General features: G+C 45.7%; 19 protein-coding genes. 16 read left to right on the top strand and 3 right to left on the bottom strand.

What is annotated here, in order from left to right:
* From B5G00_RS14595 to B5G00_RS14605, 3 genes are all read left to right on the top strand, one after another.
* Nucleotides 1-309 (top strand): formate--tetrahydrofolate ligase (locus B5G00_RS14595; RefSeq protein ID WP_140403169.1); only part of this gene is annotated, 309 nt, incomplete at its 5' end.
* Nucleotides 310-413: 104 nt separating this feature from the next.
* Entirely contained in the window at nucleotides 414-1,043 is a 630-nt protein-coding gene (locus B5G00_RS14600; protein ID WP_087274037.1) for a cyclodeaminase/cyclohydrolase family protein, read from the top strand.
* 48 nt (nucleotides 1,044-1,091) lie between these two features.
* Nucleotides 1,092-1,943, top strand: a complete 852-nt coding sequence (locus B5G00_RS14605) for a bifunctional 5,10-methylenetetrahydrofolate dehydrogenase/5,10-methenyltetrahydrofolate cyclohydrolase (RefSeq protein ID WP_087274039.1) — start codon at nucleotides 1,092-1,094, stop codon at nucleotides 1,941-1,943.
* A 129-nt stretch (nucleotides 1,944-2,072) separates the two neighbouring features.
* Here B5G00_RS14605 and B5G00_RS14610 read toward each other — a convergent pair whose 3' ends face one another.
* Entirely contained in the window at nucleotides 2,073-2,828 is a 756-nt protein-coding gene (locus tag B5G00_RS14610; protein ID WP_087274041.1) for a TIGR03915 family putative DNA repair protein, read from the bottom strand.
* Between the two features lie 139 nt (nucleotides 2,829-2,967).
* Nucleotides 2,968-4,494 (bottom strand): putative DNA modification/repair radical SAM protein, encoded by a 1,527-nt coding sequence (locus B5G00_RS14615; RefSeq protein WP_087274043.1) that lies wholly within the window; start codon nucleotides 4,492-4,494, stop codon nucleotides 2,968-2,970.
* Between the two features lie 278 nt (nucleotides 4,495-4,772).
* Between B5G00_RS14615 and spoIVA the strand changes: the two genes are divergently transcribed.
* From spoIVA to B5G00_RS14640, 5 genes are all read left to right on the top strand, one after another.
* Nucleotides 4,773-6,242, top strand: a complete 1,470-nt coding sequence (gene spoIVA / locus B5G00_RS14620; protein ID WP_087274046.1) for a stage IV sporulation protein A — start codon at nucleotides 4,773-4,775, stop codon at nucleotides 6,240-6,242.
* A gap of 135 nt (nucleotides 6,243-6,377) precedes the next feature.
* Nucleotides 6,378-6,989: a DUF3786 domain-containing protein gene (locus tag B5G00_RS14625; protein WP_087274049.1), complete on the top strand. Its 612-nt coding sequence runs from the start codon at nucleotides 6,378-6,380 to the stop codon at nucleotides 6,987-6,989.
* A gap of 248 nt (nucleotides 6,990-7,237) precedes the next feature.
* On the top strand, nucleotides 7,238-7,474 hold the full coding sequence (locus B5G00_RS14630; protein WP_087274051.1) for a hypothetical protein: 237 nt from the start codon (nucleotides 7,238-7,240) through the stop codon (nucleotides 7,472-7,474).
* A complete protein-coding gene (locus tag B5G00_RS14635) occupies nucleotides 7,459-8,271 on the top strand; it encodes a hypothetical protein (RefSeq protein ID WP_162613514.1) in 813 nt (270 codons plus the stop codon). Before B5G00_RS14630 ends, B5G00_RS14635 begins: the two co-directional genes overlap by 16 nt.
* A 45-nt stretch (nucleotides 8,272-8,316) precedes the next feature.
* Nucleotides 8,317-8,784 carry an amidohydrolase family protein gene (locus tag B5G00_RS14640; RefSeq protein ID WP_140403170.1) on the top strand — a complete coding sequence of 156 codons (468 nt, stop codon included), beginning with the start codon at nucleotides 8,317-8,319 and terminating at the stop codon, nucleotides 8,782-8,784.
* Nucleotides 8,785-8,799: 15 nt separating this feature from the next.
* Here B5G00_RS14640 and B5G00_RS14645 read toward each other — a convergent pair whose 3' ends face one another.
* Nucleotides 8,800-9,444, bottom strand: a complete 645-nt coding sequence (locus B5G00_RS14645) for a helix-turn-helix transcriptional regulator (protein ID WP_158229644.1) — start codon at nucleotides 9,442-9,444, stop codon at nucleotides 8,800-8,802.
* Nucleotides 9,445-9,526: 82 nt separating this feature from the next.
* On the opposite strand from B5G00_RS14645, the gene B5G00_RS14650 reads away from it, so the two are divergent.
* The 8 genes from B5G00_RS14650 to cobK all read left to right on the top strand — a co-directional run bounded on the left by B5G00_RS14650 (nucleotide 9,527) and on the right by cobK (nucleotide 18,576).
* Nucleotides 9,527-10,714, top strand: coding sequence for a M20 metallopeptidase family protein (locus B5G00_RS14650; RefSeq protein ID WP_087274058.1), 1,188 nt, complete (start codon nucleotides 9,527-9,529; stop codon nucleotides 10,712-10,714).
* Nucleotides 10,711-11,652: an ornithine cyclodeaminase family protein gene (locus B5G00_RS14655; RefSeq protein WP_087274060.1), complete on the top strand. Its 942-nt coding sequence runs from the start codon at nucleotides 10,711-10,713 to the stop codon at nucleotides 11,650-11,652. Before B5G00_RS14650 ends, B5G00_RS14655 begins: the two co-directional genes overlap by 4 nt.
* Nucleotides 11,653-12,059: 407 nt before the next feature.
* Nucleotides 12,060-13,229 carry a cobalt-precorrin-5B (C(1))-methyltransferase CbiD gene (cbiD, locus tag B5G00_RS14665; protein ID WP_087274064.1) on the top strand — a complete coding sequence of 390 codons (1,170 nt, stop codon included), beginning with the start codon at nucleotides 12,060-12,062 and terminating at the stop codon, nucleotides 13,227-13,229.
* 26 nt (nucleotides 13,230-13,255) lie between these two features.
* A complete protein-coding gene (gene cobI / locus B5G00_RS14670; protein ID WP_087274067.1) occupies nucleotides 13,256-13,948 on the top strand; it encodes a precorrin-2 C(20)-methyltransferase in 693 nt (230 codons plus the stop codon).
* A gap of 19 nt (nucleotides 13,949-13,967) precedes the next feature.
* Nucleotides 13,968-14,732, top strand: coding sequence for a precorrin-4 C(11)-methyltransferase (gene cobM, locus B5G00_RS14675; protein ID WP_087274069.1), 765 nt, complete (start codon nucleotides 13,968-13,970; stop codon nucleotides 14,730-14,732).
* A gap of 29 nt (nucleotides 14,733-14,761) precedes the next feature.
* Nucleotides 14,762-15,877: a cobalt-precorrin 5A hydrolase gene (locus tag B5G00_RS14680; RefSeq protein ID WP_087274071.1), complete on the top strand. Its 1,116-nt coding sequence runs from the start codon at nucleotides 14,762-14,764 to the stop codon at nucleotides 15,875-15,877.
* Nucleotides 15,870-16,601: a precorrin-3B C(17)-methyltransferase gene (gene cobJ, locus B5G00_RS14685; protein ID WP_087274073.1), complete on the top strand. Its 732-nt coding sequence runs from the start codon at nucleotides 15,870-15,872 to the stop codon at nucleotides 16,599-16,601. The genes B5G00_RS14680 and cobJ overlap by 8 nt, the downstream gene beginning before the upstream one ends.
* On the top strand, nucleotides 16,594-18,576 hold the full coding sequence (cobK, locus tag B5G00_RS14690; protein WP_087274075.1) for a precorrin-6A reductase: 1,983 nt from the start codon (nucleotides 16,594-16,596) through the stop codon (nucleotides 18,574-18,576). The genes cobJ and cobK overlap by 8 nt, the downstream gene beginning before the upstream one ends.
* Nucleotides 18,577-18,578: the final 2 nt, after the last annotated feature.

Consider the following 18,578-nt stretch of genomic DNA (forward strand, 5'->3'; position numbering starts at 1 on the left):
GTATACGGAGGCAAGGGAGTAGTCCTTACTGCCAATGCACAGAAACAGGCACAGCAGCTTGAAAAACAGGGATTTGGCAACTGCCCGATCTGTGTAGCAAAGACTCAGTACAGCTTAACGGATGACCAGACAAAACTGGGAGCGCCTACAGACTTTGAAGTAACTGTCAGAAATCTGAAGATTTCCGCAGGAGCAGGCTTTGTAGTTGCCCTGACTGGTGAGATCATGACTATGCCTGGTCTGCCGAAGGTACCGGCTGCAGAGCGTATTGATGTAGATGAGACAGGTAAGATTTCCGGTCTGTTCTGATTTCGACTGAAACCTTTCAAGAGTTTACAGATAGCAGTATCCGCCGGGCGGAGAGCTTTTCCGCCTGGTGGAAATTACTTTCAGATTTTAGGAGGATATAAGAAATGGGATTTTCAACTGTACCATGTAATGAGTTCGTAGAGGTTTTAGCTTCTAAAGCACCTGTACCTGGCGGCGGCGGTGCCTCTGCTCTGGTAGGGGCAGTAGGTATCGCCCTGGGAAATATGGTGGGAAGCCTGACTGTAGGAAAGAAAAAATATGCAGACGTGGAAGATGAGATGTGGGAGTTAAAGAAAAAATGTGATGAACTCCAGAAAGATTTTCTTCGTCTTATTGAGAGAGATGCAGAAGTGTTTGAACCTCTATCCAAAGCATACGGTATGCCCAGAGAGACAGAGGAAGAAAAAGCCGAAAAAGCCCGGGTAATGGAGATCGTATTAAAAGATGCCTGCTCTGTACCTATGGAAATCATGGAAAAATGCTGTGAAGCTATTGAAGTAATCGTAGAGTTTGCTGCAAAGGGATCTAAACTGGCAATCAGCGATGCCGGCGTAGGCGCTGCTTTCTGTAAAGCTGCACTAAAGGGTGCAAGTCTGAATGTTTATATTAATACAAAATCAATGGCCGACAGAGAGTATGCAGAAGAATTAAACAAAAAAGCAGACGCTATGCTTGAAAAGTATACAAAAATCGCAGATGAAACCTTTGACAGTGTTTTATCCAGATTAAAATAATGTAAATTAGTCTATGACTGGTAGAAAATGCAGGAGGAATTTAGAAAGATGGCAAAGAGATTACTTGGAAAAGAAGTAACGGCTGCACTGAATGAAAGAATTAAAGCAGATGTTGCAGCATTGGAGGAAAAGGGTGTAAAACCTACCCTTGGAATTATCCGTGTAGGCGAGAATGAAAGTGATATTTCTTATGAGAGAGGCGCCACAAAACGCTGTGAGACACTGGGCGTTGCATGTGAGAAGGTGCTGCTTCCCGCAGATGTATCCCAGGAGGATCTGCTGGCAGAAATCGAGAAGATGAATAAGAATGACAATATCCATGGGGTACTGCTGTTCCGTCCTCTTCCAAAACATTTAGATCAGGCGGTTATTGAGAATGCCTTGGATCCTGCAAAGGACGTAGACTGTATGACCGATGGTTCTATGACAGGTGTATTTACAGGTAAAGAAGTGGGATTCCCTCCATGTACACCTCAGGCATGTATGGAGATTCTGGACCACTATGGCATTGACTGTACAGGAAAAAGAGCCGTTGTTATCGGCAGAAGCCTGGTAGTAGGAAAGCCGGCGGCTATGATGCTGATCAAGAAAAATGCAACTGTTACCGTGTGCCATACAAGAACCGTAGACATGCCTTCTGTTGTAAAAGAAGCAGACATTGTTATTGTAGCAGCAGGACGTGCAGGCGTAGTAGATGATACATATCTGAGAGAAGGACAGGTTGTCATTGATGTAGGTATCAATGTAAATGCTGAAGGCAAGCTTTGCGGAGATGTAGACTTTGAGAAAGCAGAGCCTATTGTAGAAGCAATCACACCAGTTCCAGGAGGAGTTGGAAGCGTAACTACTTCTGTACTGGTTGGTCATGTAGTAGAAGCTGCAAAGAGAAAATATTTATAAGATTGGTTAAGTTAAGACTTCGCCGGAATCCTGTCAGATTTCCGGCGGGGTCTTTTTTCTATAGGGAAAGTCCTCCGGACTGTCCTATAGAAAAAACAGCCTTCCGGGCGTGGGAATAGTCTAGAGAAATCATATAGAAAATTCTGTCATATTCTTCCTGTACCAGAGAGGCAGAAAGTTTCTTTGGCAGCGCTCATTTGTCCGTGCCTCGATACTTACGGAATGAAAGAAGGCTTTCCATAGGGAAGAGTAGCTGTCTTCCTTTTGGGCCGCTTCCATATGGGCCAGTTCCTGAGGTGTAACGGAAGTAAGAAAGTAATCTTTATCTTTGGGATGAACAACTGCTAAAAGCCGTTTCTTGTCTGTAATCAGCCAGTTTTCCGAGGGCATCCGGTCAGCAAAGTGAGAGGCTACCAGGGTAAGGATATTGCACTTAGGTTCGATGAGGGAAAAGAGGGCCTGGTCATTAAGCCTGGAAAAACGGATAAATTCCCGGAACTGATGGCTTTCATTGGATACTTTTCGGTCCAGCTCAAAAAGTGCAGATACATAGGGATTATTTAACATACGGGTTACCTGGGAGCCCCAGGCAAACCCCAGGACGAGAAAACGGTAAATAATATCCAGCTTGTCAGGGTTCCAGTGCATAGCGGCCCGATAAATATCCTGGTAAGCATTTGGAGAGATTTTTGTGCGGACAGAGCGGATGACCTTCTGGCATTTTTCCAGGTTCGGGTCAATATGACGGTATTGGCAGAAAAGCTCCGGCTCATCTACCGGCTCAGTCATCAGCCGTATATTGGAGTGACCCAGCCGTGCGGCCCAGGCGTCATAGATACAGGTCATCATGGATTCAAAATCATCATGGCAGGTGAAAACAACCATTTAATAATACCTCCTGATTTATTCTCGCGGAAAACGAGCCAAGGGAACATGCCAGCATGTCTGTTTGACGACTGCTGCGAAGGTCTTTGACTTGATGAAAGACTGCAATGTGGAAATAGGCAGAATCATCTCCATTAGGTTATAATTGTCCGGAGATTGTTTTCCGGCTGTCCTCCACAGTAGGGGGAAGTTCCAGAAAATTGTCATCAAAGAGGGAAAGCTGGCGGTAGGTCTGGGGATGCTCCAGCTCCCAGAGGGCTTTCTCCTCATTTCCCGTAAGTTGTCTGGTAATAAAATTTTCTTCTATGGGAGTGCGGTAGCGCATTTTCCCGTGACAGGTAATAAAATATTGGGCCCGCTTTAGTACCACGCCCATGGTTTTCAAGGAAGAAAAGTCCAGTCTGCCGAAACGCCTTGCCTGAAGGATCCTCCAGGCAGATTTATTTCCAATACCGGGAACTTTCAGAAGATCCTGGTAAGAGGCCGTTGAGACTTCAATGGGAAACAGCTCCAGATGCCGGAGAGCCCAGTCGCATTTCGGGTCCAGAAAGATATTAAAATTAGGGCGGGAAGGACTGAGAAGGTCCTCTGCCTGAAAACCATAGTATCGGAGAAGCCAGTCAGCCTGATACAGACGGTGTTCTCTGAGAAGAGGCGGGGCTGTATCCAAGGAAGGCAGGTCTCTGTCCTCGTTCAGGGGAATGTAAGCGGAGAAAAAGACCCGCTTCAGATCATAGCGCTGATACATAGCCTGGGTAACTTTTAAAAGCTGATAGTCATTTTCCTGAGTAGCGCCTATGATCATCTGGGTGCTCTGCCCGGCAGGCGCAAAAGGCCTGGGACTTTTTTGAGAGGATAAATCTCTTTTGCCAGGCGAACCTTCCAAAAGCTGAGAGCCGCTTTCCTGGAGAAGAGAAGGGCTGGTGCTATCTGGCAGAACTTTTTTCTGAGAGTCTAGTCTCTTTGCAGAAGAGGAAAAAATGCTTCCTGCGAGATACTGATTGCCAAAATGCCGTTCCATAGAGATAGATTTTCCAATGGACAGGCGATAGTCCGTAATCTGCTGCTGAATCTGACTCATGGGACGGAGAATCGCCTCGTGGCTTTTGCCTGGAGCAAGAAGGCGGAGGCTTTCTTTTGTGGGCAGTTCCATGTTGACGCTCATTCGATCTGCCAGATAACCAATCTCCTGTATGATTTCAGGAGCGGCGCCGGGGACGGCTTTGGCATGGATATAGCCTCTGAAATGATATTGATTTCGGAGAAGGAAAAGAGTACGATACATCAGTTCCATGGTATAGGTAGGACTCTTTATAACTCCGGAGCTTAAAAAAAGGCCTTCAATATAATTTCGCTTATAAAACTCGATAGTAATGGTACAGAGTTCCTCCGGTGTAAAAGAGGTTCGGATTCTTTCATTGGAACGGCGGTTGAGGCAGTATTTGCAGTCATAAATACAGTGGTTGGAGAGAAGTACCTTTAAGAGGGAAATACAGCGACCATCTGCGGCAAAGCTGTGACAGATACCGCAGGCTCTGGAATTTCCCAGACTTCCCTTTTCTCCTTTCCGGTCAACGCCGCTGGAGGTGCAGGCTACATCGTATTTGGCAGCATCTGAGAGAATCTTTAATTTTTCTTCTAAGTCGGGTTCTTTTTTTATTTCCATGATCAACTCCCCAGTAATTCTTAATAGTAAACGAACAAATGTTCTGATTCTATTATATGCCTGAGTTTAAATTCTGTCAAGAACGAATGTTCGAAAACGGCTCTAAATTTGACGGAGAGGCAGTACCTGAAACTATGAAAATCCATGGCATTTTTCGAGGATGGGACACATATATATTATTAATATGATGTCGGAGTGCAGAAACCCTGGAAGGGACTCTCTGAGAAGAAAGCAGGGGTTTTGCTGCGACAGGGCAGTAGAATTAAGGAGGCAGGTTCATGGATGCATATCATATCTATCAGGATATCCAGGCCCGTACAAACGGGGAAATTTACATAGGCGTAGTAGGACCGGTCCGTACAGGAAAGTCCACGTTCATAAGACGGTTTATGGAGCTGGCAGTCCTTCCCAATATGGAGGAAAATCAAAAAAAGGAAGTGAGAGACCAGCTTCCTTTAAGCGGTTCCGGAAAAATGATCACCACAGTAGAACCAAAATTCATTCCAAAAGAGGCTGCGGCAATATCTTTAGGAGAGGATCTGGAAGCGAAAATACGCCTTATAGACTGTGTGGGCTTTATGGTCCGAGATGCAGCAGGAAACATGGAAGAGGGAAAAGAACGGATGGTGAAAACCCCCTGGTTCAGCTATGAGATTCCCTTTCATCAGGCGGCGGAGACAGGAACCAGAAAAGTTATTGAAGAACACTCCAGTATTGGTCTTGTGATCACCTGTGACGGTTCTTTCGGGGAGATCCCCAGGGAAAATTACATAGAAGGGGAAGAAAAGACGGTTCAGGAGCTGAAAAAGACGGGAAAGCCTTTTTTGATCCTGGTAAATTCCCAGAAGCCTTATAAAGAAGAGACTCAGAATCTAGTCCAGGAACTGAAGAAAAAATATCAGGCTGGAGTTATGAGTGTAAACTGTGAGCAGCTTAGGAAAGAGGATATTACCAGAATCCTGGAGAAAATTTTATATGAATTTCCCATTGTTCAGATGGAGTTTTATGTGCCGAAATGGGTAGAAATGCTTCCTCCGGACCATTATCTGAAGGAAAATCTCTTAAACGGGATCCGGGACCTGATGGGCAAGATGAGGTACGTGAAAGATGCAGACAGAGAGCATCTTCCTTTCTCTTCAGAATATGTAAAAAATATGACTCCGGAGAAAATTTCCCTATCCAATGGCAGGGTACAGGTCCGAGTGGATATGGATGAAAAATGGTATTATGAAATCTTAAGTGAAATGACGGGAGTATCTATTTCCGACGAATATGAGTTGATTCATACGATGCAGGAAATGGCCAAGATGAAGAAAGAATATGTGAAAGTTCAAGACGCCATTTCGGCAGTGCGGGGAAAAGGATACGGAGTCGTAACTCCTGACAAGGAAGAGATCAAGCTGGAGGAACCAGTGGTGATCAAACAGGGCAGCAAATATGGGGTAAAAATTAAGTCAGTAAGTCCCTCCATCCATATGATACGGGCAAATATTGAAACGGAGATTGCCCCAATTGTAGGAAGTGAAGAACAGGCAAAAGATTTGATCGAATATATTAAGACCTGTGATGAACGGAAAGAAAGTGTATGGCAGACAAATATATTCGGCAAATCTATCGGCCAGCTGGTAGAAGACGGTATACATACCAAGTTGGTACAGATCGGAGATGAAAGCCAGATTAAACTGCAGGATACCATGCAGAAAATCGTCAATGACAGCAAAGGCGGACTGGTTTGCATTATCATATAAAGGGATACAGAGGCAGACGTGCGGAAGTTTTTCTGTACGTCTGTTTTTTCCTGTGCTAAACTGACTACAGCGGGCCTGATATAAAAATTTGCCCGGTATGGAGAAAAAGGGAATATCGGCGAGAGAGGTAATGTTATGGAAAAGAAAGAATCGAATTACGAAAAGGTATATGCCCAGTTTCAGGACTGGTTTGTAAAATGTCCCCAGGAGGATATTATTAAGAAGATAGGGGGAGAGTTTGATGAGAAGAATCTATCTCTCTCTTTTTTCGGTGAAAGATGCAGGATCTCCAGAGGGACAGGAGAGATTACTGGAGAAGGAGAACGGGAGATCCCGGTTACAGAGAGACTGACCATTATGCACCATCTGCGGTATTGTAAAAGTTTCGCAGAAGAAGGCAGCAAAATGGTACCCTTCCGGGAAATCCGGGAAGCGGCGGTGTTTGAAAAGGCCTATGAAAGATCTGCTCTGGAGCCTCTGAAAAAGCATTTTGCAGGCCGTTCCCAGGAGCTTTTAAAAGCAGGACTGGAATTGGGCGGCATCCGGGAAAAATACGGAGACGTAAGCCTTACGCTCCATGCATTTCCAAAGATCAGGCTTACTTATATTTTCTGGGACGGAGACGAGGAGTTTCCCCCTTCCGCTAACATTTTATTCCAGGATACCATAGCCCAGTGGACTCACCCGGAAAGTGTGCCTACTCTGGCCCAGATCGGTACAGAGAGACTGATACATGTACTTGTCTGAATTGATATCAATAAGAGGAGCAGATTCCTGATTTGCGTTTTTAGTACTAAAAAGAAAAAAAGTGCCACAATCTTTGAAAACACTGGATTGTGGCACTTTTATATTTTAACAAATGATGCTAAATAATAGAATGAAAGTTGACAAATAGTCAATATAATATTGAATTTTTATCAACTAACAAGTATAATAATTAAAAATTGTTGCTAAAATGCCCATAAAAATCTTAACGAATGAATAAAGGAGGAGAAATGAGACCTAAATTAAAGATTGTGATCAGACCATTCTGGAAGAAGGACACGATTTCCTTTATTGATTATGAACTCAGCAGTCCGGATATAAAAGTATCTACCGGTGCGCCTATGCTCTGTCGGTTTGATGAAGGTTTCGGCGGTCTTTGTCCCTTCCCGGATATGGAATATCTAAGGATCGAGGACGAAAAGGGTTTTCTTGAATGTGAAGAGAAGGAAATGTGGACAAGTCCATGAAAATCACAGAGCTTGGGATTTCTTTATTTACCGTCGGCAAGATCCGTGCGGTGGAAAATGAGTCTTTCGGAGTATATTATCTGTCGGAACCGGAATTTGAAATCCGTCCTATTGCGGAGAAACTGTTTCCAATCTTTCAGTATGAGAAGGAATACTTTAACGATCCGGATGCACAATTTAAAGTTTTTCTGAGGAGAGATCCCTTTGTGATCAGCAATGGGGGATCGGCCTGCAGATATGCTTTTATCTCCGGCTACAGTGCATTTGGCGGCTTTGATCCGGACAAATGGTTCAATGTACTGATCCATGAGATGACCCATACCTGGCCATATATGGACGACAATAATGTGGGAGAGGGAACCTGGTTTTTGGAAGGAGCCACAGAATATTACTGTACCTGGCTTCCCTATATTGGAGGATTTCTTGATGATGAATTTACGGTCAAGTGCTTAAATGAAAAGATTGGGAGAAGATATTATCAGAATCCCTTCAGGGAGACGCCGAATATGGAAATACCGAAGATCCAATGGAAAGAGAGGCTCGCACAGGAGTGCCCTTATGGAAGAGGGTTCCTGTATCTGGCGAACACAGAGGCGCAGCTTCGACGGGCCGGGAAAGGAAGTATTGATGACATTGTAAAACAATTTGGCTGGGATCGGCCCATGCATCCTGCGGATTGGAAGGCCTTTCTTCAGGAACGCCTCGGCCGGGAGGCAGTTGTTCAGTTTGAAGAGATGACTGCAGGAAAGTTCCTTGAGCCGGATCGGATATTTTTGAAAACAGATTTCAAGTTGTGAAGGATGAAATTGAACTCAACGGCCAAAAGGTAACATCTTATCATTTTGAAACAAAAAGATAAAAGGAGAGTGGAGCTTGCGGCTGTACAGGGGGCGTATCTGATTCCCACATTGGCTGTTATGCATATCTCTGACGGCCCCAGAAAGGATTATTGGGAAAAGCGATTGGGACCGATGTTCCGACACTGTACGGAAAAAATGGCAAAAGCATATGAGATGGGTCTGTATCTTGGATTCGGTACAGATTGTGCTGCCGGAGACTTTTGCTATGATAACGGGATTGAGTTTAGATTCCGTAGGGAGAACTGCGGGATGAAGGACTTGGATATTCTGCTTCAGTGCACAAGAAATAACGCAGTGATCGCAGGGATTGAAGACAGAGTCGGAATGATCCGAAAAGGAATGTCAGCGGATTTGATCCTGGTAGACGGAAAACCGGATCTGGATATCCGCTGTATGTATCACAGACCAAAACTTGTAATGAAGAGAGGAAAAATCGTCCGAAGAATGTAAATAAGGAACCGGATGTCAGGCATCGGCATCCAGTTCTTTGAGATACTTGTAGATTGTGTACTTAGAGACATTTAGCTGCTTTGCTACATAGCCGACGCTTTTTTGCAGGCGGAAGTAGTCCTGTTCTTTCAGGAGAGCTACCAGGGAAAAACGCTCTTGTTTTTTCATGGCAGATATGGGAACCCCAATTCGGGACAACGCCTGGTGGAAGAGTTGTACCAGCAGGTCAGCGTCAGATCTTTCATTCCCTGACATGGTAGAAAAGAGATCACCGCTGTCAGAGGTAACTGAACTGAGAAAATGTTCCATCTGCGTCATCAGGGTGATCTCGTAATTGATCCCCAGTGCGAGGACATAATCTTCTCCGGTGAGAAAAAAAGTGGAGGATTTTACAGTACGGCCATTTTTTAAATGAACAAGCTGATTGATAATATCATGGGTGCCGATTTTCCGGATCTGGCTTGTATCGACAAGAGAGGAATCCAGGATACCATTGTGGGAGCCGGGGCTTCGACCGCTGACATTTCCATTGTAAATTGCCACGTTTGTCATCATGCCGTCTGAAAAATCGTGTATGATAGTTTCACAGCTTTCGCCGAAGATGAGTGCAATGCCGTGAGCCAAGCGGTCAAGAAAGAAAAATGCCTCTGATTTTGTCATAACAATTACCTCACTTACTATGTTTACTATGATTTTAACATCAGGTTGATAATTTATCAACCTGCAGGAAAGGAGAAGAAGCATGCAGGATTATAAAAAATTGATTGAAAAATATGAAAAGGATCTGATAAGAAATCGACGTTATCTGCATCAGCATCCCGAACTCGGGTTTGATCTGGATCATACAGTGCAGTATGTGAAGGAAGAATTGACTGCTATGGGATGTAAGCCGATAGATATTGGAGACCATGGGGTGACAGCGGTAATCGGGAAAAAAGAGGGCAGATGCATTCTGCTTCGATCCGATATGGATGCCCTGCCAATGAAGGAAGAGAGCGGATTGCCTTTTTCGTGTACTTATGACAGTGCAGCGCATACCTGCGGGCACGATACACATACGGCTATGCTTCTTACCGCAGCCCGGATTTTTAAAGAAATTGAGGATGAACTTCCTGGAAAGGTAAAACTTTTGTTCCAACCTGCAGAAGAAATAGGTTACGGGTGTCGTAACATGGTTGAAAATGGGATCCTTGAAAACCCGAAGGTTGATGCGGCATTTGGTGCACATATTATGTCATGTTTTCCAAAAGAGACGGTTCTCTATGGCACGGGAAGTCTCTCTACAGGGGCAGACCTGTTTACGATCACCGTACATGGGAAAGGAGGGCATGGATCTGTCCCACATACGACCATTGATCCGATCAATATTGCATGTCATATTGTTTTGAACCTTCAGACAGTAAATAGCCGTGAGATAGATGCTCAGGAGATGGCTGTACTGGACTTTGGATCCATCAATGCTGGATCTGCAGGCAATGCAATACCTGAGACAGCAGTGCTGAAGGGGAATATCCGCACATTCAACAATGATGTGCGCAGACAGATTAAGAAGAGGGTTTCAGAGATTACGGAACAGACTGCCGCAATGTTCGGCGGAAGCGCCCAGATAGAATATTCCCTTGAAATGGGGGCTGTGGTTACGGATACCATGGTCACAGCACTGTGCGGAAATGAGATCAAAAAGCATATGGATGCGGCGAAAGTAAATGACCATATCCTGAAACTTCCGTTCAGTGAAGACTTCTCCTATATCAGCGACCTGGTTCCGTCCACCTTTTTCCTGATTGGCGCTTGCCCGGAAAACAGCGAGGTGCTGACGCAGCATAATCCCAGGATTATTTTTGATGAGGAATCTATGAAAACAGGCGTACTTGTCTATGTGGCAGGAGCCATGGGATACTTAAAGGAAGGCGGTAAAGAAAAGATATGAAGATCATAGAGGAAGAACAGGTAAGGAAGCTGCTTACACCGGAGAAATGCATGGATGTCATGAAAAAAACTCTTATGGATCTGGAATTAGGAAAGTGTGTAATGCCTCAGAGACTGATCTGCAGGATGCCCAATACCGCAGCTCTTGGTTTTATGCCGGCGTATACAGGGGACTATTTCGGAGCAAAAGTAATCACAGCCTATGAACCGAATATGGGAACAGGCTATCCTTCTCATATTGGATATGTGATGCTCTTTGAGAGCAGACACTGCACAGTCTGCGGCATGATCGAGGCGGGGAGTATCACAGAAATCCGTACAGGATGTGTTTCTGCTGTAGCCACAGATCTGCTGGCAGAGAAAAACGCTCACAAAATGGCAGTGATCGGAGCGGGAGCTCAGGCAAGAAGCCATCTTGCAGCCATCCGTTTGGTAAGAAAGATCACAGAGGTCACCGTATACGACAAAAATCCCGCAGCTTCAGAACTATATGCCGAGGAAATGAAAAAAAAATACGGGATTTCCGTTAAAACCTGCGGGAGTGTTGAAAGTGCTGTTGCCGATGCGGATATTATCTGTACGGTATGTCCTGCAAAGGAAGCTTATCTTACCAAAGATATGGTGAAGCCAGGTGTTCATATTAATGCAGTCGGTACATTTTCTCCGACTACAAGAGAAGTGGCATCCGACTTGATCGGGGCAGCAAGGCTCTATTCGGATCATACACCTTCATGCAGAAAGGAGAGCGGGGAATATCTTATTCCTCTGAAGGAAGGTATTATTACGGAATCCCATATTATCGGTTCTGTAGGCGAATTGCTTTTAGGCAAAGTACCAGGACGTCAAAGCAAAAATGATATTACTGTTTTTGATGCACTGGGTCTTGCAGTTGAAGATATTTCCAGTGCGGAGTTGGTTTATCTGGAATCGAAGAAATAAATAACATTAGGGGCTGCCGTATCCATGGTCAGAAAATCATAGATGCGGCAGCTTTTTTTGCTATTTTAACCAGCTCTTTAAATATTTTATAGTGCTTTGCAGACTTCTGGTTTACGTTGACTTTTTGCACAGAAAATTATATAATAAACAAGGTCATTCTTGAAAAAATAAGCTGGAAATCTTTATGGAAGCAGGTGGAATTCCTGTGCAAGTCCGTTACTGTGAAAGCCAGATACATAAGATTTTCAGAAGGTGTGGAGGTTTTATCTGCGGCAACCGGATACTTCCATGATATCGTGTGAGGTAAAGAGCTGATACAGCTCTGTGATACACTAGGTCCGTTGCCAGTTGGCAGCGGATTTTTCTTTGCACAAATTTCGTTTTATTTGAGAAAACAGAGGCAGGATATGGAGCATAAAACAGGATTAGAAGGCTATTACAGTATAAAAAACAATAAGAAAATGAGGTATGGCTACACCACCGGTTCCTGCGCTGCCGCTGCAGCAAAAGGAGCAGTGGAGATCCTTCTGGAGAACAAAAAGGTGGAGCAGGTGGAGCTGATGACGCCGAAAGGGATCCTCCTGAATCTGGAGCTTCTCCACATCAGTCAGGGAAAGGACTGGGTCTCCTGTGCCGTGAAAAAGGACGGGGGAGATGATCCTGACGCCACAGACGGACTGGAGATTTTTGTAAAAGCAGAAAAGACCAGAGATTCCGGGATCCGGCTGGAAGGAGGAGAAGGAGTAGGACGAGTGACGAAAAAAGGCCTGGAGCAGCCTGTGGGAAGTCCGGCTATCAACAAAGTCCCACGGTCAATGATTCTAAAGGAAACCGAAGAAATCTGTTCCAGAGCAGATTATGAGGGGGGGCTTCTTCTTACCGTCAGTGTTCCCGGAGGGGACCGGGTGGGAGCCAGGACCTTTAATCCCAGGCTGGGGATCCGGGGAGGGATTTCCATTCTTGGCACCTCGGGGATTGTAGAGCCTATGAGTGAAAGTGCCCTGATCAAAAGCATTGAGATCGAAATGCGTCAGAAGGTGGAAAACGGAGGAGAATATCTTCTGATCACCCCGGGAAACTACGGAGCGGCATATTTAAAGGAGCATATGGACCTGCCTTTTGAGGAAAGCATGAAGTGCAGCAATTACATAGGGGAGACACTGGATATGGCTCTGGATATGGAGGTGAAAGGAATCCTTTTTGTCTCTCATATCGGCAAGTTCGTAAAAGTGGCCGGGGGGATCATGAACACCCATTCCAGATGTGCAGACAGCCGGGCGGAGCTGCTGGCTGCAAACGCCATACGGGCAGGAATTTCTCTGGAAGGAGCCAGAGAAATCCTGGATACCATTACCACAGACGAGGCTCTGGCTGTGATCCGGAGAGAAAATCTTCTGGAGCCGGTCATGGAGGAGCTGACAAAAAGAATCTTATATTACATGAACCACAGAACTTATGACCGAATGCTCCTGGGATCCGTGATATTTTCTAACGAATACGGCTATCTGGGGCAGACAGAAAATACAGAGGAATTGATCCGGCTTTTGCAAAAACAATATAAAAAGCCGTCAGTATAAAGAAATGTAAAACAAAGGAGACAGACATGCAAGGAAAATTATATGGAGTAGGAGTGGGACCGGGAGATCCGGAGCTCCTTACTTTAAAGGCGCTGAGACTGATAAAGGACAATGAGGTTATCGCTGTGCCGGGGAAAGAGATTCAGGCCAGTGTGGCTTATCAGATCGTGAAGAGGGCTTATGAGGAACTGGATGAAAAAACACTGATCCCTGTGGCCATGCCTATGACCAAGGACCCTCAGGTGCTGAAAGCCAATCATGATAAGGCGGCGGATCAGGTGGAGTCCTATCTTAAAGAAGGAAAAAATGTGGTTTTCCTCACTTTGGGAGATACTACTGTGTATTCCACCTATCTCTATGTCCATAAAAGGATCCTGGAGAGAGGATATGAGGCGGAGATCGTCAGCGGCATCACCTCTTTCTGTGCAGTGGCAGCCAGGCTGAATATGGGACTGGTGGAGGCGGATCAGCCTCTCCATGTGATACCGGCTACCTATAAAGCCCAGGAAATGGAAGAGATCCTGAAGCTTCCCGGGACGAAGGTCCTGATGAAGACAGGAAAGAAAATGAAACAAGTAAAAGAGAGTATAGAAAAAAGCGGACAGAAGGCAGTGATGATCGAAAACTGCGGTATGCCTTCAGAAAAAATATACAGGTCGGTGGAAGAGATCCCGGAAGATTCCGGATACTATTCTCTGATCATTGTAAAAGAAAACTAACAGAAGAAAGGAAAACATCATGGTACATTTTGTAGGAGCAGGAAGCGGAGCGGCAGATCTGATCACTCTCCGCGGAAAGAACTTGTTAGAAAAGGCAGACGTGATCATCTATGCGGGTTCTCTGGTAAATCCCCAGCTTTTGGAGTATGCCAGGGAAGACTGTAAGATTTTCAACAGCGCTAAAATGACACTGGAGGAAGTACTGGAGGTGATTTTCCAGGCAGAAGAAGAAGGGGAAACAACAGTCCGTCTTCATACTGGAGATCCCTGTCTTTACGGCGCTATCCGGGAGCAGATGGATGTGCTGGACGAGAAGGGGATTTCCTATGACTATTGTCCGGGAGTGAGTTCTTTTTCCGGTGCAGCAGCGGCTTTGAACCTGGAATATACCCTTCCAAATGTTTCCCAGAGCGTGATCATTACCCGAATGGCGGGAAGGACTCCAGTGCCGGAAAAGGAAAGTATTGAGTCTTTTGCGGCTCACCAGGCAACCATGGTAGTGTTTTTAAGTACAGGCATGCTGGAGGAGCTGTCCAGACGTCTCATCGAAGGAGGCTATAAACCAGATACACCGGCGGCAATCGTCTATAAGGCTACCTGGGAAGATGAAAAGAAGTTTGTATGTACAGTGGCTACTCTGGCCCAGACAGCAAAAGAAAACAATATTACCAAAACAGCTTTGATGATCATTGGGGATGTGGTTTCCCACAATTCCTATGACCGTTCCCTGCTGTATCATCCGGAATTTACTACAGAATTCAGAAAAGGTACAGGACCTCAGTGATAAGAGGAAGAAGATAAGAGGTGAAGGAAATGAAAATAGCGATCATAAGCTTCAGCCGGGCAGGCTATCGTCTCAGCGAGATGCTTTATTGGGTATTGAAGGAGCGGAATTATGAAGTCAGTTCCTATGCAAAAAGCAAGTATACCAAAAAAGTTCTGGACGAATCCCAGCTGGATGAAGATTCCAGAGATTTCCGAAATGTAAAGGATTTTGCAAAGCCTGTGGACGAGTCCATCAGAGAGTGGACCAAGCAGAGATTTGCAGACTGTGACGCCATAATTTTTATCGGCGCCTGCGGTATTGCGGTGCGTAGCATTGCCCCTTTTGTAAAAAGCAAAAAAGTAGACCCGGCAGTAGTGGTAGTAGATGAACAGGGAAAATTTGTCATTTCTCTTCTGTCCGGACATATCGGAGGGGCCAATGAACTGACTCAGGAAGTGGCGGAAATCGTCCATGGGCAGCCAGTGGTGACTACTGCTACAGACCTGAACAATAAATTTGCAGTGGATGTTTTTGCAAAGAAAAACAGTTGTTTTATTTCTGATATGACTCTGGCAAAAGAGGTTTCAGCAGCTCTTCTGGCAGGAAAAGAAGTTGGTTTTGCCAGTGATTTTCCATGGCTTGGGGAGATTCCGGAGGAACTGAAGCTTCTGGAAGAGGGAAAAGAAAAACCAGAGCTGGGAATCTATGTGACCAACGGCTATATGGAGCATCCTTTCGTACACACGCTGTACCTGATCCCCAGGGTGATCACTACAGGAGTAGGATGTAAAAAAGAAACTCCGAAAGAAATCGTGGAAAAAGTAATCCGGAGAGCCTGTGATGAGCTGCTGATCCCTTCCGTAGCCATGGAACAGGTAGCCAGCATTGACCTGAAAAAAGACGAGGAAGGGATTCTGGAATACTGTCAGGAAAGAAACCTGCCTTTTGTCACTTACAGCAGGGAAAAACTGGAGGAAGTAGAGGGAACCTATGCTTCTTCTTCCTTTGTAAAGGACGTTACAGGAGTCGATAACGTGTGTGAAAGAGCTGCTCTTCTGGGAAGCAGCAAAGAGGGAAAAGGACGGCTGATACTTAGAAAATTTGCCCAGGACGGTGTGACCGTAGCTCTGGCTATGAAGAAATGGAGTGTGAACTTTGAATAAATTATATGTAGTTGGAATCGGGCCGGGAGCCTATGAGAAGATGACTATTGAGGCGGCCCAGGCTCTGAAAAACAGCGATGTGATCATTGGATATACAGTGTACGTGGATCTGGTAAGAGACCATTTTCCAGGCAAAGAATTTATGACCACACCTATGAAAAAAGAGGTGGAGCGCTGTGAAATGGCCTTTGAGGAGGCTGTAAAAGGAAAGACTGTTTCCATGATCTGCAGCGGCGACGCAGGGGTTTACGGCATGGCCGGCCTGATGTATGAGGTGGGGGTAAAATATCCTCAGGTAGAGCTGGAGATCATTCCAGGCGTAACTGCGGCCACAGGAGGCGCCGCAGTGCTGGGAGCGCCTTTGATTCATGATTTCTGCCTGATCAGTCTCAGTGATCTGCTGACCCCCTGGGAGAAGATCGAGACCAGACTGTTAGAAGCTTCTAAAGCAGATTTTGTCATTTGTCTTTATAATCCTTCCAGTAAGAAACGCCACGATTATCTGGAAAAAGCCTGCAATCTGATGATGGAATATAAGTCTCCGGATACAGTCTGCGGCATTGTGGGGAATATCGGAAGAGAGGGAGAAGCCATGAAGGTCCTTTCTCTGGAAGAGTTAAAGAATACAAAGGTGGATATGTTTACCACGGTTTTCGTGGGAAATTCTCAGACGAAAAATGTGGGAGGAAAAATGGTAACTCCCAGAGGGTATAAGAATGTGTAAAGTGATTGTTTTTGCCGGCACTACAGAGGGCAGAGAAATCGCAGAATTTCTGAATCGTCACAATTTGCCAGGCTATGTCTGTGTGGCTACGGAGTATGGGGAGAAACTTCTGCCGGAGAGCGGAGTGCTGGAGATATCCCACCAGCGCTTAGATGTGGAAGAGATGAAAGCCCTTTTCCAGCAGAAAAAACCGGATATGGTGTTGGACGCTACTCACCCCTATGCGGCCCAGGTCACAGAAAACATAAAAAAGGCCTGTGAGGAAACTGGCAGGGAATATATCCGTATTCTCCGGGAAAATCAGAAGACAGAAGAGGACAGCGACTGGATTTTTGCAGACAGCGTAGAGGAGGCTGTAGAGCTCCTTTCTCATAGGGAAGGGAACATTCTGGCTACCACAGGAAGTAAAGAGGCTACCAAGTATACCAGGCTTCCAGACTATCAGGAAAGGGTGTTTTTGAGAGTCCTGTCTCTGCCAAAGGTAGCCCTTCAGTGCGGAGAACTGGGGTTTCAGGGAAAAAACCTGATCTGTATGCAGGGACCTTTTTCCAGGGAACTGAACGCTGCAATGATCCGTCAGCTGGACTGTAAATATCTGGTAACAAAGATGTCAGGAGATGCAGGCGGATTTCAGGATAAGATCGACGCAGCCAGGGAATGCGGCTGTATTCCGGTAGTTATTGGAAGGCCTCTTAAGGAAGAAGGAATCTCTGTGGGCCAGTGCCGGCAGCTTCTGTGCAGGAGATACGGTCTGAAAGCCCAGGGAGAGATTGCTCTGGTAGGAATCGGCATGGGCAGCAGGGAAGGACTTACCGTGGAAGCCCAAGAGGCAATCCGCGGAGCTCAGCTCCTTATCGGCGCCAGAAGGATGACCGACTCCTGCAAAAATCCCGGGCAGGACTGTTTTATCGAATATGACAGCCAAAAGATTGCCGCATACATAGAAGAACATCCGGAATATGACAGAATTGCGGTTTTACTTTCCGGAGACGTAGGCTTTTACAGCGGGGCCAGAAAGCTCCTTGAGGCTCTTAAAGGAAAAAATGTCCGGATTATCTGCGGCATTTCTTCCGTGGTATATTTTATGAGCCGTATCGGAAAGTCCTGGGATGACGCACTGATCACCAGCGCCCATGGGAAAGAGGCAAATCTGGTTCCTCTGATCCGCCATAACCGAAAGGTTTTTGCAATCCTGGGAACCAGGGACGGCATCTCTGACCTGGCCAGAAAACTTCTGGAATATGATATGAAAAATGTAACCCTGTACACAGGAGAATGTCTTTCTTACCCTGAGGAAAAAATTCAAAAGGGCAAGCCAGAGGACTTTACGAACTATGAAGGAGATCCTTTAAGTGTGGTCTGTGCAGAAAATGAGGAATGTCAGGAGCTTTTGTCAGTTCACGGAATTTCGGATGGGGAATTCATCCGTGATAAGGTGCCGATGACAAAAGAAGAGGTCCGTACAGTCTCCCTTGCAAAGCTGAGACTTCGCCCAGATTCCGTCTGCTATGACGTAGGGGCAGGAACCGGTTCCGTATCTGTAGAGATGGCTCTGCGGACTCCATACGGAAAAGTCTTTGCCATTGAGAAAAAAGAACCGGCAGTGGAGCTTTTAAAGAAAAACAAAAAGAAGTTTGCTGCAGATAATCTCAGGGTGATCCAGGGAACAGCACCGGAGGCACTAGAGGACCTTCCGGCACCTGACCAGGCTTTTATCGGCGGCTCTTCTGGAAATATGAAGGAAATTCTGGAACTGCTCCTGGAGAAAAATCCCCAGGTGAGGATCGTGATCAACTGCATTGCACTGGAAACTGTGGCGGAAAGTCTCCGCTGCATAAAAGAACTTCCGGTGACAGACACAGAAATTGTCCAGCTCAGTGTGAGCAAGTCCAGGGAAATCGGCTCTTATCACATGATGATGGGGGAAAATCCCATATATATTATATCCTGTACAGGACGAGGAAGGGGGAACTGACC

Origin of the sequence: Blautia sp. An46 (assembly GCF_002161645.1) — a bacterium.
GTDB classification, from domain to species: domain Bacteria; phylum Bacillota; class Clostridia; order Lachnospirales; family Lachnospiraceae; genus Blautia; species Blautia ornithocaccae.

Excerpts from the sequence above, each read along its gene's own strand:
- B5G00_RS14650 (WP_087274058.1), top strand. The coding sequence starts at position 9,527 with ATGCAGGATTATAAAAAATTGATTGAAAAATATGAAAAGGATCTGATA.
- cobI (WP_087274067.1), top strand. The coding sequence starts at position 13,256 with ATGCAAGGAAAATTATATGGAGTAGGAGTGGGACCGGGAGATCCGGAG.
- B5G00_RS14615 (WP_087274043.1), bottom strand. The coding sequence starts at position 4,494 with ATGGAAATAAAAAAAGAACCCGACTTAGAAGAAAAATTAAAGATTCTC.
- B5G00_RS14645 (WP_158229644.1), bottom strand. The coding sequence starts at position 9,444 with ATGACAAAATCAGAGGCATTTTTCTTTCTTGACCGCTTGGCTCACGGC.
- cobK (WP_087274075.1), top strand. The coding sequence starts at position 16,594 with ATGTGTAAAGTGATTGTTTTTGCCGGCACTACAGAGGGCAGAGAAATC.
- B5G00_RS14655 (WP_087274060.1), top strand. The coding sequence starts at position 10,711 with ATGAAGATCATAGAGGAAGAACAGGTAAGGAAGCTGCTTACACCGGAG.
- cobM (WP_087274069.1), top strand. The coding sequence starts at position 13,968 with ATGGTACATTTTGTAGGAGCAGGAAGCGGAGCGGCAGATCTGATCACT.
- B5G00_RS14630 (WP_087274051.1), top strand. The coding sequence starts at position 7,238 with ATGAGACCTAAATTAAAGATTGTGATCAGACCATTCTGGAAGAAGGAC.
- B5G00_RS14625 (WP_087274049.1), top strand. The coding sequence starts at position 6,378 with ATGGAAAAGAAAGAATCGAATTACGAAAAGGTATATGCCCAGTTTCAG.
- spoIVA (WP_087274046.1), top strand. The coding sequence starts at position 4,773 with ATGGATGCATATCATATCTATCAGGATATCCAGGCCCGTACAAACGGG.
- cbiD (WP_087274064.1), top strand. The coding sequence starts at position 12,060 with ATGGAGCATAAAACAGGATTAGAAGGCTATTACAGTATAAAAAACAAT.
- B5G00_RS14680 (WP_087274071.1), top strand. The coding sequence starts at position 14,762 with ATGAAAATAGCGATCATAAGCTTCAGCCGGGCAGGCTATCGTCTCAGC.
- B5G00_RS14600 (WP_087274037.1), top strand. The coding sequence starts at position 414 with ATGGGATTTTCAACTGTACCATGTAATGAGTTCGTAGAGGTTTTAGCT.
- B5G00_RS14605 (WP_087274039.1), top strand. The coding sequence starts at position 1,092 with ATGGCAAAGAGATTACTTGGAAAAGAAGTAACGGCTGCACTGAATGAA.
- B5G00_RS14610 (WP_087274041.1), bottom strand. The coding sequence starts at position 2,828 with ATGGTTGTTTTCACCTGCCATGATGATTTTGAATCCATGATGACCTGT.